This is a genomic window from Methanocella arvoryzae MRE50 (assembly GCF_000063445.1).
In the GTDB taxonomy this organism is placed as follows: domain Archaea; phylum Halobacteriota; class Methanocellia; order Methanocellales; family Methanocellaceae; genus Methanocella_A; species Methanocella_A arvoryzae.
In genome coordinates this window covers 292583-306961 of the sequence record NC_009464.1, presented here as the reverse complement: position 1 = coordinate 306961, position 14379 = coordinate 292583, and the positions used below count along the sequence as shown (strand labels likewise).

The following is a 14379-nucleotide window of genomic DNA, read 5'->3' as shown; positions in this document are numbered from 1 at the left end:
ATGATCAGTAGTCGTCCATCTCGCAGTCGTCCAGCGGCAGGAAACGTGCATGAGGGTCTATGATCGCTGCCTTTTCGTTGGCGGCATCCATCTCACGGGATTTTCGGACGCTGATCTCGATGGTAGTCCGGGGCTTTTCACGAAAGACTTGCATAGTCGCCAATATAAGACATGCAGATAAGTACCTGTGGCAGCGTGAAAGCGGAATAGTCTCTTTCAGCCAGCGGGTTAGCCGACGGGCTGATATACTTGTGACGATTAGAGCGTGGCTTTTCACGGACATTACCTGAGATACGGAATATTATACACGAAATGCACTTGCTGCATGCCGATTATTGTCTTACGTACATCCATCCGGCAAGTGGTGCGGACATCTTAATCTTCATGTAGAGCTACAATCGCCCGGAGATATCACCGTAAAAACAACAAAAATAATCCCATTATTCCTAATTTTCCGTACGATATGGGTTTACAATTAATATTATGGTTGGCATCCACATTCTTTCAGCAAATCAGTCAGTAACTTTGAACACTTGTTACCCCAAGTTCACTGCGAAGGAGGAATTCTATGTTCAGGAAACTGGTTGTAGCAGGAACTGCTGCAGTTGCGACTGCATTGACAATGCTCCCCGCAGCAGCATGGTGGGGCTGGGGCTTCGGTAGAGGCTTAGGCTGGGGTCTGGGTCTTGGCTGGGGCGGTCTTGGCTGGGGCCTTGGCGGTCTTGGCTGGGGCGGTCTTGGCTGGGGCGGTCTCGGCTGCTGTGGCCTTGGCGGTCTGTGGTGGTAAATTACCCACCACTTTCCCTCTTTTTAATGTCTATTTTCTTAAACCGTTTTCCGAGATGCTATACCGCTGCTGAACGTTATAGATGTTCATGACCCTGGTGAAGCTGTTGACTTCTTCAGGGCTCAGGTCGTCTCTGACCCGGACCAGCCTTGGGAAGCGCAGCGCATAGCCACTGCTGTATATGGGACTTTTCTGGATCTCCTCGAACTTGACCTCGACGATAATCTCTGGCCGGACGTCGACGATGCGGCCGTGCTCGCCCGTGATGAGCGGCTTCAGCTTTTCCGTCATCTCAATCAGTTGCTCATCAGAGAAGCCGCTGGCTACTCTGCCCAGTATGACGTAATCGCCGGTCTCCTCATCCAGTGCAGCTACTTCAAAAGACGTAAGCCAGCCTGCTTTTCTGCCGTGGCCCCATTCCGCTGAGACGATGGCCAGGTCTAAAGTGTCGAGCACAGACTTGATCTTGACCATCTTCTTACCTCTGACGCCTGGGGTATAAGTTGCGTTCAAGTCCTTGCCCATCAAGCCTTCGTTGCCGCTTTTCACAGACTCCTCAAACAGTTCCTGAGCTTTTTCTTCCTGGTCAGTGACCAGTGCCCTGGCAGGCTGGATAACGCTGTCTGTTGCAATGACGATCTCTTCCAGTATCTTCCTGCGTTCCCGCAGGGGCAGATCGATAGTACTCTGACCCTGGTTAAAGAGAACATCAAAAGGCCGCAAGATCAGGGGGAACTGTTTCTGGGTTTCCTCCACCTTGTGTATGCGCCGCAGCCTGGTCAGGATATTCTGGAAAGGAATTGGCCGGCCCGTATCCTTATCGATAGCTATGCATTCGCTGTCGAGGATGGCAGTATCGGACTTCACGCTCTCCCTGACATAGCCGACGATTTCTGGCAGCGCATCGGTCAGGTCTTCCAGCCTGCGGGAGTATAGCTTTACATCTTTGCCGACCTTGTGTATCTGCAGCCTCGCCCCGTCGTACTTCATCTCGAACTCGGCGACGCCTCCCATCGTGTCCAGCGCTTCACGTATGCTCGAAACGTTCTGGGCAAGCATAGGCCGCACAGGCCTCATCGGCCTTATAGTGATCGCCTCCAGGCCCGCTGCTCCCTCTGTTTTGGCAATGCGGGCGGTCTCGCCCAGATCGCTGGTCAGCATGTGAGCCCGGCGTACCTGATCAAGCGTGGCCCCGAATGCCTGCCCTATGGCGTCCTCCATCACGCCTTCCTTGGCGCCCGAAAGCACGTACTCGATGGTCAGGCTGACAATATAGTGGGCTTCTTTTGGAGTTGTGGCACGGTGCAGGAGGCCTATGAGTATCTTCTGCTTCTTAGCGGAGGAGCCAGCCCCCGAAGACCTGGCGATCTCGTAGAACGTCTCAGCCACTTCTTTGACCGTTATATCCTCCGGCTCGAAAAAGGTGACCTGCCTCCGCTTCTGAAACATCTCCTCCGCTGTAACCCCCAAATGGCCAGTTTTCTTGTAGCTCTCGACGACGGCATCTTCGGGATTATGAGTGATCGTCGAGATGATCTTGATCATCGACTGGCTGGCAATGCCGATCTTCCGCTGATCCCACTCCGGGAAGATCCGGCCGGTCAGAAATGTGACGATCACAGGAAGCTCATCGACAGGCGCCTGCTGTAAAAATGCTGCGATCATTGCCGTCTTTTCTAGCCTGCTGGAAGTACTACGCAGGCTCTCATACAGGCTAACAAGCTCCTTGAATAGCATCGTGACCACTTTCAAACCTGAGTTTAATAGGCGTGCGCCGCTCAAAAATCTTGCGACTTACAAAAAATGAGGGCTAAAGGCCTTCCGTACTAAAATGTTTAAATACCGTGACTGCGCTTTATATTACAAGGGATGGGCGGACTGGCATGGATGCAGAAAAATCTCTGAAAATCGCAACGCGCAGGTTCCAGAACGGGAACTACTTATTATCGCTGAACAAGTTCGGGCAGGCAAGGAAAGAGTTTGATGTTGCGCTCACTATCTATGAGCGGGCTGGCGACGATAAGGGAATTGCCGAGACGCTGAACAACATTGGCATCGCTCTGCACCGGGACGGTATGAATGCCGAAGCCCGGGACTATCTGGAGCGGTCGTACGCTCTCAAGAAGGAGAAGAACGTGGCGACTAAAGAGTCGATGTTTAATACTCTCTATAATCTGCTTCATATCTCTGGCGTGCTGACCCCTGACGAGTTCGAGAGCTACTATATCGAGCTCAAGATACTCGGGGAAGAACTGGGCGGTGACTATCTCGATATCGTGGAAAGGGAAAAGGCCATCTACGACAGTGTCGTCGCTACCAGGGCTCTGGAGATCAAGAGAAAAGAGGAAGAGGAACGGGCCCGGAGTTCGCCTGCCGGGGCACTGGAGCACATGCGGGCGTCTGGCATACCCTGTCTCACGAAGGTCGACTTTGAGTTGCACGGCTTCGCCATCGGCCTGAACGAGTCGATCACTTACCTGAACTTTGGTAAGATGGTGAAGATCGAGGGGCTGGTCCCCAGAGAGGACGGGGTTGAATCCACCACTGGAACTGTAGAGTTCGAGGCGCCCTACCAGAGTATCCAGAGCCTGATCGAGGACAATGACAGCAAGCCAGTAGAAGAAGAAGCCTTCGAGCACCTGAAAAAGTTCATGAGCACACTTGTACTGGTCCGGGAGGAGATCAATTTCTCCCTGAGAAAAACCCGGTTCTCCATATCTCGGGTTACTATGAAAAACGGCTTTGGCGACCTCGTAGAACTCTACGTTTCTCCCGAAGCCGCTTCCGGCGAGCCACTGGTATTGAATTCCGAAGACGTCATGCTGGTCAAAATGATGCTTTCGTCGGAACCGTCCCTGTACAAGTTGCTTACTTTGAATGCCAGACGGCTGTATGACGAAGAGCATTTCCCGGTCTCTATCATGGAGTCCATGACCGCCCTCAACGCCTTCCTGAACGTGCTTCTGCGGACTTCGCTCACAGGAGATCAACTGCTGGACTATACCAGCATCCAGAATACCTCTCTATACAATAGGCTCGATTACCTGAAGCGCCTGCTGTCGGGTGTGGAAAAAGGCGAGGCCGAAGGCAGTCTGGAAGAGTATCTCGGAGAAAACGGCAGAGACGTCGAAGAGGCCCTGGAATATTACGACAGGATCATGGCCGGCGATAAGTCTGGCATAGGGTCTGCTGAAGCCTGTAAAACGTTGCGGGCAGTCAACATGGTTATATATGAGCTCAAGTCCCGGTACGGCATCTGATACCTTCCGGGCAAGCCCTGACGCGGCCCACTTCTGCAGAACCTGTGCCAGTTTTTACAGATAAGCATACGGACGTAGTCCTGCCCTGAGGACTATGTACGCCATTTTTTTTACTTAGTCTTTTAACCGCGCAGCCTAAATCTCACGGTGTATACCGGAGATGTGTCATGGCCAGGCTGACCAAGAACGATAACGTATGCATCCACTGCCATCGCTGTGAAGCTATATGCACTTGGGCGCACGAGTCGGCGTTCAACCCCAAGAGAGGCCGAATTATCGTCGACCTGGAATTTCCTGACGTTCACAAGATCAGAATCTGCATCCAGTGCGGCAGATGTGCAGATGCCTGTCCTATGGATGCCTTCTACCAGGATTTTAACCTTCTGACTACCAGCGAGCAGGGGATCTTCCGCCTGGACGAGGACAAGTGCGTCGGGTGCGGAGAGTGTGTTCAGGTTTGCCCTACCAACGTACTCCAGTTCTTCCCCGACATCCGGATGCCGAGGAAATGCGATTTCTGTCTCGGGGAACCTCAGTGTGTGAAATATTGCCCGACTCACGCCCTGAGCTGGGCGCTGGGGTGATCTTATGCCCGGCGGATATACTGGAAAGCTCCTGAGAGTAGACCTTACCCGGGGCAGGTTTACTATCGAAAAGCCCGACGAAGCTACCCTCAGGGATTACATCGGGGGCGAAGGCCTCGGAATCAAGTACCTGTACGACGAAGTCCCGGCAGCATGCGATCCGCTGGGGCCCGATAACCGGCTCATATTCATGACTGGCCCGGTAACCGGGTCACTGGCGCCGACTTCCGGCAGACACTGCGTTACCACAAAATCGCCGCTAACTGGCTGTCAGGTGACTTCGCACGCCGGCGGCTACTGGGGAACCCAGCTAAAGCTGGCCGGCTACGACGGGATCATCGTCCAGGGCCAGAGCGAGGCTCCCGTTTATCTGTTCATCGATGACGGGGAGCCTCAGCTATACGATGCTGGCAACCTCTGGGGCAGAGATGTCTTTCAGACTGATCTGCTCGTCAAGGAAGAGCTGTACGATAAAAAGGTCAGTGTCACCGCTATCGGTCCTGCCGGCGAAAACCTGGTCAGGTATGCCAGCATCCAGAATGATCATCAGCGATCGGCGGCCAGGGGCGGGACAGGCGCCGTGATGGGTTCGAAAAAACTCAAAGCCATCGCTGTAAGAGGTACCCAGAGCTTTTATGCCGCAGATCCCGACGCATATAAAGCGTCCATGGATGAGTTGCTGGATAGCACATACAACAACGTTATCTCCGGCAGCCTCCTGCCGAAGAACGGCGTCACTGGCATCATGGATATGGTGAACAAGCATGGGGTGCTTCCAACACGAAACCATCAGTCGGGCACCTTCGAGCATGCGCATGACATATCCGGCCAAAAAATGTCCGGGACGATGCTGACCAGAACCCGGGGATGCTACTGCTGTAATATCTATTGCACCCGGCTGATCAACGTTCCTTACGGGCCATATCACGGTTTGAGGGGGAAAGGCCCTGACTACGATGCCACAGTGGCTTTTGGTTCGCAGTGCGGCAACGGGAACCTGGAGGCTGCCGCCCAGGCGAACCTCTGGTGCGATCAGTACGGCCTCGACGCTGTTACGACCGGGGAAACGATCGCATGGGCTATGGAGCTTTACGAGCGGGGCATCATCGATCGCCATGATACGAGAGGGCTTGATCTCAGGTTTGGTAACCATGAAGCTATGGTCGCCATGGTGCCCAAGATCGCCACCCGCATGGAGTTCGGCGCAGTGCTGGCAGACGGCCTGGCCGAAGCCGCCAAAAAGATCGGCAAAGGCTCGGAACAGTACGTCATGGCAGTAAAAAATATGGACCTGCCGGGCTTCGAGGCCCGGGGTAGCAAGGCGATGGGCCTGCAGTATGCCGTCGACAACCGGGGCGGCGACAACCTGAGGCCTTTCGGGGTAATGACCGAGTGCTTTGGCTTCCGGTCTAAAGAGCTGAATATGCCGGAACAGTATGACCCGCTTTCCGAGGCGAATAAAACGCAGTGGCTGATCCCTGCCCAGAACTATTCCGTCGCAGTCAACTCGCTGATATGCTGTATGTTTACGATTATCGGGTACTCAGTAGAGCCCAGTCAGTACGCACGCCAGCTCTCGGCGATCACAGGCTTTAGCTACGACACGGACCGCCTGTTGCTCGCTGGCGAGAGGATATGGAATCTACAACGGGCTTTCAACGTCCGGGAAGGCTTTACCAGAAAGGATGACCGGCTGCCGGACCGGCTCACCACCGAGCCTGCGCCATCCGGGCCTGCAGCAGGAAGCACCGTCCATCTCGATCCTATGCTGGACGCCTACTACGAGGCGAGAGGCTGGGACAGAAGCGGAATCCCCACCATGGAAAAGCTCCGATCGCTCGGGCTGGAGCACGTCTCAAGGGATCTCAACCGGGCCAGGGAGGAAGCAGGAGCGCCGGCAACCGCATGAAAGACCGCTATCTGCACGAGAATAAGCTATAACTTTACGACAATAATAACACTGTGAGGTTTTATATGAAGAACATCAGGATCTACTCTAAGCCGCTGTGCCAGGACTGTAACAGGGCTAAAGCATTCCTGAAGGATAAGGGTATCAAATTCGAGGATATCGACATCCAGAAGAACAAGCCGGCCCACGAAGAGATGGTACAGCAGTACGGTGTCGACGTTTGCCCCGTTATAGTGATAGATGACCAGGTCATGGTCGGCTTCAACCCACCGAAAATTAATAAGCTTTTATCAGACCATTAGGTATTATCAATTTTATACGGTGTAGCGGTTGACGTTTGATACAGTAGTGATAGGTGCAGGACCTGCAGGCCTGACTGCGGCCCTTTATGCGAAGAGAAAAGGCCTTACCCTGGCCGTGATCGCTGACTCGATCGGAGGCCAGATGAGCAAGACTGCCAACATAGAGAACTATCCCGGCCACGAGATCATTCCCGGCAAGCAGCTGGCTTTAATAATGCAGGAGCAGATAAAGCAGTTAGGCCAGGATATCGTCATGGACCGGGTGACGGGCGTCGAGAGGATAGGAAACCGGTTCCGGACAACTACTGCGACCGGAAAACACTTCGATTCCCGGACTCTCATAATCGCTACAGGCGCGCACTGGCGGGAGATCGGCGTACCCGGCGAGAAAGAGTTCAAGAACCGTGGTGTCAGCTATTGTACTACCTGCGATGGGCCGCTGTTCGCAGACATGGACGTAGCCGTAGTCGGCGGAGCCAATGCCGCCGCAGAATCAGTGCTGGAAATGACTCATTATGCCACGAAGGTATACATGATCGTCCGCAGCACCCTCAAAGCAGACCAGATCCTGGCAGACCGTATCATGTCCAGTCCCAAAGTGACCGTTCTCCAGGGGTATACCGTTGAAAAAATTACCGGCACAGACTTCGTGGAAGCCATCCACATCCGATCGAAGGCGGGCGAGCAAAAAACCCTGCAGGTCGGCGGAGTCTTCGTGGAAATCGGCCAGGACCCCAACACCGATTTCCTCAAAGGCCTGGTCAAAACCAACGATAAAGGCGAAATCATCATAGACGAGTACTGCCGCACCAGCGTACAAGGCATCTACGCCTGCGGCGACGTCACCGACGTACCCCAGAAACAGGTAATCGTAGCCGCCGGCGAGGGCGCCAAGGCAGCCATGGATGTCTACACTTACCTGAGCACACACAGGTGAAACTTGAGTTTCACTACTGCGCCAAAACAGGTTCCAGTTCTCTCGAGACTGCAATACGAACGCTGCGCTGTGCAAAATCTCACAGATTCCACGGATGATGCAGAATCTGATGATTCTGCCAGATTCCACAGATTTCTTATGGATTGCACAGATGGCGGCGGATTCTACAGATAACTAAAAATATGCTGATCCACGGTACTCTTAAGATTGCGATCGGTGATCAAATAGTATTAGAGTATTCCTTCTGTGATATCGTGTAGTAATCTGTGGATTCAGCAGAGGAATCTGTGGAATCAATCGTAATCTGTGGCATCTGTGTGGATTAGCACAGCGCAGCGTTCGTGTACGTTCACCCACGCAGAGACAACTGTTTGCGAGTATCCTTGTAATACTGGCAAGCACAGTGCAGCGTTCGACAGCATTCGCATGAGGATATAGAAGGGCAATAAGTTCGACTACTTGATCATATACACGTCCACGAAATTCCCGTAAAGACTATTCTGTAGTGAATAGTCGATGTTCCTTAAATGGTAAAAGTTATTGACTTTTTTACCAGAACTTGCCCTTGTAGTGAGTGGTCATCGGGCAGCCGAGGCACTGGTTGTGTATATAGTACTCGCATTCGTAGCATTTGAAGCCGCAGGGCGAGACGTCGGTTTTCTCGAAGCCGATCTTCACGGGCATGTTCAGGCTCTGGACGGAAGATATGACGATGCCGAAGTCGACGCTGGTGACCGATGGGTCGCTGCGGAGGTGGCGGCCCACGAGGGCTTCGATGGTCGCGATGTCTTCGGCAGCAAATAATATGGTAAGGTTTTCTTTTCCCGATACGATCATCGCGTTCAAAAAATATGGGCAGTTCTTGAAAATATCGATGATCTTATTGGAATCCCGGGTAGAGATGTCGACCTTAGCGATGTTCATGCCGGCCTTTTTCAGGTCTACGCCTACACTCGTGGCTATGGCTCCCGAATTTTTGAGCTTGTTGATCCTGGCCCCGACTGTAGGCTGGGAGAGCCCTACTGATTCTGCGATCTGTGTCTGAGAAATTTCAGGGTTTTGCTCGAACAGAGCAATAATCTTGCGATCCCTGTCATCTAGTTCCAGCCGGTCCATAACAACACCATCAAATGAGCGCCAAGCTTTCGCTGAAGGGCAATAACGGCATGCGCGGCGTTTCACACTGTCAGCTTTAACGCTACTCTTGCCGGATACTATGATTTTATTAACACCTTAGCCTTTTTGTACTTTTGCTTATAATTTATAAGGAGGTTGAAACTAAGTCCGGGGAAAAGGATAGTACTGGGGTGCTGCATGTGTATATTGGGGATATTAATTGACTCACTATAGTTCTGCATATAATAGTAATCCATGGCTCCACCATATCATATATCCGGTAACTTAGTTTCAGCCCGGTCATCGTCTCGTCCGGGCGGAAATGATATATACGTGAAAGACCTCTATACAGTACGCTTTAGTACGTTCTGGGGCCATAGGGTAGACTGGTCCATCCTTCAAGACTGGGGGTCTTGAGACCCCGATTCAAATTCGGGTGGCCCCACCAATTCTATTAAAGCACATTTTTGTCATAGCATTTCTGTATTGATATCCGACTCAGGGCCGACGCCGGTATCGGCCGGCCTGTCAGCCACGGAGACGCCATCCGTCATACAATCCCCTGCGCCTGTGCTGATGCCTTTGCCAAAAGCGAACAATAGTTCTTCTACTATCGGCCTCTATCCGTGTGAAGACGAGTAACAGTTCCCTTAGAACATAATCAGAACTCGTCATCCTGCTTCGCAGGACAGAAGTTGCAGATCGAGTACTCCACGTCTTTTTCCTTATCTCTGATCGGGCAGTACACCACTCCATCGTGCTCCCTGACGGTAAATCCGCCCGGGAATGGCATGCCTGCCGGATGGCCCGGCTCATCCAGCACGAACATATAAAATATGCTGATTAAGTAGTAAAACAGGCTGTTGAATGGCGAGCCCTGGGTATATTCCTCTGGCTCGTCCTGCAATTCTCGATCCGGATAGCGTGCAGTGATCATGCGACAGAAGTCCCGGAAAAGCTCCGGATCCTTGATCTCGCCCTCAATTTTCTCTAATTCCCCGGAGCCGCGCATGGTCATGATTCGGTTGTACCTGCCGAAGTACTGCTCCATAAAGTATGGCCGGATCTTTTCTCTGTATGGGGAGGGCAGGTCACTGATATCCTTCTCCAGACGGGCGCTTACGTATTGCAGGTCGTAAACGGAAAATCTGTTGATTTCGTCTGCAAGTTCTTGGGCAAGCTCTCTTTTTAGAGTTATTCTGGCAACGAGTGAAAATATCTGAAAGTTTTTGCCGCTCATTTTAGATGACCTGTCCGGGTCTTCCGGGCCCGGATAATTGTATAAGCGGGATATTTAAATGGCTGGCGGTGATCGTGTTTTAAAAAAGATGTGGAAGGGCTGGTGCCCTTCTCTAGCTTTTATTGTTGCCGTTTCCGTTTCCGTTGCCGTTGCCGTTTCCGTTTCCGTTGCCTTTGCCGTTATTCTGGCCGTTGTTTTTATCCTTGTTTTTTCCTGTATCGGTGGCGTTCACGTCGGTCAGGCCTTGATAGCCCTTATTTTTGTTCTTGTCCTTAGCATTCTCCGTCAGGTTGGCGGGGAAAGGCCAGGCCGGGCTTCCGTTCACTATGATCGGCTGGGGTGCCACGTATCCTTTCTTGGCCAGGCCTGGCGGCACGAACGTCGAGTTTACTCCGTTCTTAAGGTGGCCGGGCGGCACGAAGTAGGTGGTGTTGTTATAGTAGATGAATGGCCTGCCGTTTTTGATCTTGGTGCTGTTGTTGTAAGCCCCGGCCAGGCTGTCCCTGAGATCGCCGGGAATACTGCCGTTGTCGATCATTCCTTCTAAGGCTTGTTGCTGCTCATCTACTGCAGGGCCGACTTCGGAGTACTGCTCTTCGCTGACATCATCCTGCTCCATCGTGGAGTTGATGTCGTCGATCTCGCTGTTGTACTCGCTCAAGGCCAATTCCATGGCCACAGGGTTGTTAGCCTCGGCTGCAGCCATAGCTTCAGAAAGGCGTTTCTGGGCATGGTTAATCTGCTTCTGTAGCTTGGCAGTATTGCTGCCTGCCAGCGATTCGTCAAGGTCTTCGATAAGCAGTTTCAAGCCATAGAGCGGAGAATCCGCTCCAACCATGCCTTTATATGGGCTGATCTTGCCGGGCGCTGCCATAGACGCGGCAGGGACCGCTGCAAGGAGTACCAGTACTAAGAGTACTGTGATCAGGGGTTTCTTCGACATAGATACACCTTCTCTGTTTTATCCCGAATTCCCCGATTATCTATTCCCCGAATAATTAACACATATTCGTTCGAGCTTATAAGTTTTGTCGTGTTACTGTAAAAATTTGGCAGTATATCTCTTATATGTGAAAAATTAGCACTTATTTGGTATACTGCCAGATCTGTTTTTCAGTCCGTTAAGCCATCACCAGAACAAAGTCAATATTATGTTAATCAGGTCCCCGGCGATATCGACGATTCCCTGACGTTTGCCACTGGATATCGCGGAACTGCTGCTATTGTTCATGCCACTATCGATCAGGCTTTCGTTATTCGGTGATATCATCATGGTCGACAGATTGGATTCTTCGTTCAGGTCTACTCCCAGTTTGATCGTGGCATTGGTGGATGCTGTGATAATGGGCGGAGCTTGAGTCGGCGTTGCCGAAGTCTGCTGGTAAGGTGCAACCCTGTTGATGTTTTCTATTACAGGGGTGGTACTCGCAGGTTGTCCGGCCGGAAGCGGTGTCGAGTATTGCGTTGGTATCCGGGCTGGTGCAGGGCTGGCTTGTATCGAAGTGCCAGTAGCAGTCGGTTCAGCCTGTGCTGCTATCAGGCCTGGGGTTGTTACGGGTGCCATGAGGGTGAAGTCGACGTGTGTATCGCCGCCGTTCACGGTGAACTGTCCGTTAGCCTGGCCATATCCGGATTTTGAAGCCGAGGCCGAATAGGCTGTGCCAGTGGCAAAGCCGATGCCGCTGACCTGGTAGTACCCGTCAGCGTTTGTCCTTGATGAAAGCCTTAGCGAGCCGATCGTTACCGTTGCTGCACTGACCGGGTTGCCATTGGTATCTCTCACATATCCCCAGATCGTATATGGCTGTGTATGTGAGACTGACATCATGGGAGTCTGCATATCAGGCTGGTCTGAAGGCTCCGGAAGGGCAGGCGGCAACGGGGTAGCTGCCAGTGATGTCTGAGTTATAAATGCTAAAATAACAATGATATATACTATCCACTTTATATGCCTACTTTCCATTTTTGAGCCTCTCACGCTTAATTATTAGCGCTCGCACACCTAAACTAACGATTTAGTGTAGAATAAATTAATAGTTTTTGTAAATGAATGGTATTTTTAAATTTGAAAACGTTATTGTGGTAATTACACGATGATATGGAATATTTGTTATTGGTTACAGGTATCCGAATTCTAAAAATACATCTGATCATATACGATAGCACGCAACAACGTATCACGCAACAATGTAGCACGCAATAGTGTAATACATCAGTGTTCTGCGGCGAGGGATTCAATGGCTGACGATCGAGATACCACTATCGATGTACTGAAAGAGCGGACAAAGAGCTTCTGCGAGGCGAGGGACTGGGATCAGTATCACGATGCCAAAGAGCTGGCCATCAGCATCACGGTCGAAGCTGCCGAGCTGCTGGAGCTGTTCAGGTTCAAGAGCCGTGAAGAGATGGAACGGCTGTTTAGTGCGCGGGAGACCCGGGAAGAAATCTGCGATGAAGTTGCGGACGTTCTTTTTGCGCTGCTTCGGTTTTCTCAGCTGTATGACATCGACGTGGTTACGGAGTTTAACAGGAAAATGGCGAAAAATGAGGTTAAGTATCCGGTCGAGCTGGCCCGGGGCTCGAATAAAAAGTACGATGAATTTTAGGGATCAGACTCCACAACACCTTCGTCCGGTTTTTTCAAAGTAGCGCTGGTGGTACTCTTCCGCCCTGTAAAATTTGCCTGCTGGCTCGATACTGGTAGCGATAGGCTTGCTCGAGGCTTTCTGGATGCGCTCCCGCGACGCTTCAGCAAGCTTTTGCTGCTCTGCGTTGTGGTAAAATATGACTGACCTGTACTGGACGCCGATATCCGGGCCCTGCCTGTTAACCTGGGTAGGATCGTGGATGCTCCAGAAGACGTCCAGCAGCCTGTCATACGTGACCTTATCGGGATCGTATGTTACCTCTACGACCTCTGTGTGGCCGGTCCGGCCAGTGCATACTTCTTCGTAAGTCGGGTTCTCCGTTGTGCCGCCCATAAAGCCCGATTGCGTAGAAATCACTCCCGGCTCTTTGAGAAACGCGTCCTCTACGTGCCAGAAGCAGCCTGCGCCGAACGTGGCTTTCTCCTGCTTTGAACTCTGTCTTTCCCCGGACATATCCATCAATCATCATATTTGTTCCGGGCTCTTAAATCTGCCGTAATCATAATCAGGCAGTAGCTTCTGTTGCCCCGGCGGCGCCCTTGTTTTGTTCCCTCAGTGCTGGCAGCACGTCCCGGGCGTAAGATTTGATGAAGTCTATCTGTCCAGGCCCGGCAGTATGAACGTATATGTGGGTGAAGCCGAGGTCGATGAACTGCTGTATGTACTTGATATGCTCTTCGGGATCGTTCGATATGCAGAGCCGCTTCTTTAGCGTATCGTCGCCTACGATCGCCCCGTTCATCTCCGACATGTACGGAGTATAGATGTTCTGGTTAAAGAGGGCAGGTACCATGGCGCCTGCCCAGTATTTCTTGAAATCCTGCATAACCGCCTGCATATCGCTGGCATAGATCACGTTCAGCTCGATCATGCGGGGCATCTTCTCCGGATCTTTACCTGCCTGCGTGGCACCCGACTCGAAATTTTCCACTATCTGTCTGATGATGCTCATCTCACTGGCTACTGTGATGAGGCCGTCTCCCTGCAGGCCGGCAAAGGCTGCGCTGCCCGGCACCAGAGAAGAGACGATGATGGGTATCCGAGTCGTCGGCGGAGTATATAGTCGAGCCTTCCTGGTGCTGTAGAACGCTCCGTCAAAGGTCACGTAGCCGCCCTCCCACAGCCGCCTGATCAGCTCGATCGCCTCGAAAAGCATCTGTTGCCGGTCAGAGTATCCGGGCCAGGTGCCCGTAGCAGAATATTCGTTCAGCGCTTCGCCGGTCCCGACTCCCAGATATGTCCTGCCCGGGGCAAAATTATCCACTGTAGCCGCAGCCTGCGCGATGACTGCGGGATGGTAGCGGAGAATCGGGCACGTAACGCCCGGTCCGAGCAAGATCCTGTTTGTCCGGGCAGCGGCAGCGCCCAGCCACGTCCAGGTAAAGCAGGACTGTCCCAGCTCGCTCCACGGGTGAAAGTGATCGCTTACGTCGATGGCGTCGAAGCCGGCCTGCTCAGCGGCGATCGCGTAGTTCATCAACTCTACCGGGGGATACTCTTCCGGACCTAACTTAATACCTAACATTACCATACTTCATCAGCCTCTGTTCTCCCGCCTGCCGCCGAAGTCCGCGGCAACGCTAAAGGCTTTGCTGT

At 52.3% G+C, this 14379-nt stretch carries 14 protein-coding genes and 1 tRNA gene; 7 read left to right on the top strand and 8 right to left on the bottom strand.

Annotated features, from left to right (window positions below):
- Window positions 1-4 precede the first annotated feature (4 nt).
- On the bottom strand, window positions 5-154 hold the full coding sequence (locus RCI_RS16845) for a hypothetical protein (protein WP_158308846.1): 150 nt from the start codon (window positions 152-154) through the stop codon (window positions 5-7).
- Between the two features lie 663 nt (window positions 155-817).
- Window positions 818-2524 (bottom strand): ATP-dependent DNA ligase, encoded by a 1707-nt coding sequence (locus tag RCI_RS01525; RefSeq protein ID WP_012034623.1) that lies wholly within the window; start codon window positions 2522-2524, stop codon window positions 818-820.
- Between the two features lie 146 nt (window positions 2525-2670).
- Between RCI_RS01525 and RCI_RS01520 the strand changes: the two genes are divergently transcribed.
- The 5 genes from RCI_RS01520 (at window position 2671) to RCI_RS01500 (ending at window position 7779) form a co-directional block, all read left to right on the top strand.
- The gene (locus tag RCI_RS01520) at window positions 2671-4047 is read left to right on the top strand and encodes a tetratricopeptide repeat protein (protein WP_048197816.1); all 1377 of its coding nucleotides are present in this window, start codon (window positions 2671-2673) and stop codon (window positions 4045-4047) included.
- A gap of 167 nt (window positions 4048-4214) precedes the next feature.
- Window positions 4215-4631, top strand: coding sequence for a 4Fe-4S dicluster domain-containing protein (locus tag RCI_RS01515; protein ID WP_012034621.1), 417 nt, complete (start codon window positions 4215-4217; stop codon window positions 4629-4631).
- 4 nt (window positions 4632-4635) lie between these two features.
- Window positions 4636-6540, top strand: coding sequence for an aldehyde ferredoxin oxidoreductase family protein (locus RCI_RS01510; RefSeq protein ID WP_012034620.1), 1905 nt, complete (start codon window positions 4636-4638; stop codon window positions 6538-6540).
- A gap of 65 nt (window positions 6541-6605) precedes the next feature.
- On the top strand, window positions 6606-6842 hold the full coding sequence (locus tag RCI_RS01505; protein ID WP_012034619.1) for a glutaredoxin family protein: 237 nt from the start codon (window positions 6606-6608) through the stop codon (window positions 6840-6842).
- Window positions 6843-6888: 46 nt separating this feature from the next.
- Entirely contained in the window at window positions 6889-7779 is an 891-nt protein-coding gene (locus RCI_RS01500) for an NAD(P)/FAD-dependent oxidoreductase (RefSeq protein WP_231844902.1), read from the top strand.
- A gap of 549 nt (window positions 7780-8328) precedes the next feature.
- Here RCI_RS01500 and RCI_RS01495 read toward each other — a convergent pair.
- The gene (locus tag RCI_RS01495) at window positions 8329-8895 is read right to left on the bottom strand and encodes an Lrp/AsnC family transcriptional regulator (RefSeq protein WP_012034617.1); all 567 of its coding nucleotides are present in this window, start codon (window positions 8893-8895) and stop codon (window positions 8329-8331) included.
- 370 nt (window positions 8896-9265) lie between these two features.
- Here RCI_RS01495 and RCI_RS01490 point away from each other — a divergent pair.
- Window positions 9266-9343, top strand: a tRNA-Pro gene (locus RCI_RS01490).
- 213 nt (window positions 9344-9556) lie between these two features.
- Here RCI_RS01490 and RCI_RS01485 read toward each other — a convergent pair.
- The 3 genes from RCI_RS01485 to RCI_RS01475 form a co-directional block, all read right to left on the bottom strand.
- Window positions 9557-10189 (bottom strand): DUF2115 domain-containing protein, encoded by a 633-nt coding sequence (locus tag RCI_RS01485; RefSeq protein WP_269446507.1) that lies wholly within the window; start codon window positions 10187-10189, stop codon window positions 9557-9559.
- A gap of 58 nt (window positions 10190-10247) precedes the next feature.
- Complete coding sequence (locus RCI_RS15610; protein ID WP_012034615.1) at window positions 10248-11078, bottom strand: DUF5667 domain-containing protein; 831 nt, start codon at window positions 11076-11078, stop codon at window positions 10248-10250.
- 186 nt (window positions 11079-11264) lie between these two features.
- Window positions 11265-11960 carry a carboxypeptidase-like regulatory domain-containing protein gene (locus tag RCI_RS01475; RefSeq protein ID WP_269446506.1) on the bottom strand — a complete coding sequence of 232 codons (696 nt, stop codon included), beginning with the start codon at window positions 11958-11960 and terminating at the stop codon, window positions 11265-11267.
- A 412-nt stretch (window positions 11961-12372) separates the two neighbouring features.
- Between RCI_RS01475 and RCI_RS01470 the strand changes: the two genes are divergently transcribed.
- A complete protein-coding gene (locus RCI_RS01470) occupies window positions 12373-12741 on the top strand; it encodes a nucleotide pyrophosphohydrolase (protein ID WP_012034613.1) in 369 nt (122 codons plus the stop codon).
- 3 nt (window positions 12742-12744) lie between these two features.
- Here the strand turns inward: RCI_RS01470 and msrA are convergent, their stop codons facing one another.
- Together msrA and RCI_RS01460 are read right to left on the bottom strand one after the other, a co-directional pair.
- Window positions 12745-13236: a peptide-methionine (S)-S-oxide reductase MsrA gene (msrA, locus tag RCI_RS01465; RefSeq protein ID WP_012034612.1), complete on the bottom strand. Its 492-nt coding sequence runs from the start codon at window positions 13234-13236 to the stop codon at window positions 12745-12747.
- A gap of 52 nt (window positions 13237-13288) precedes the next feature.
- Window positions 13289-14308, bottom strand: coding sequence for a TIGR03557 family F420-dependent LLM class oxidoreductase (locus tag RCI_RS01460; RefSeq protein ID WP_231844901.1), 1020 nt, complete (start codon window positions 14306-14308; stop codon window positions 13289-13291).
- Between the last annotated feature and the right edge of the window lie 71 nt (window positions 14309-14379).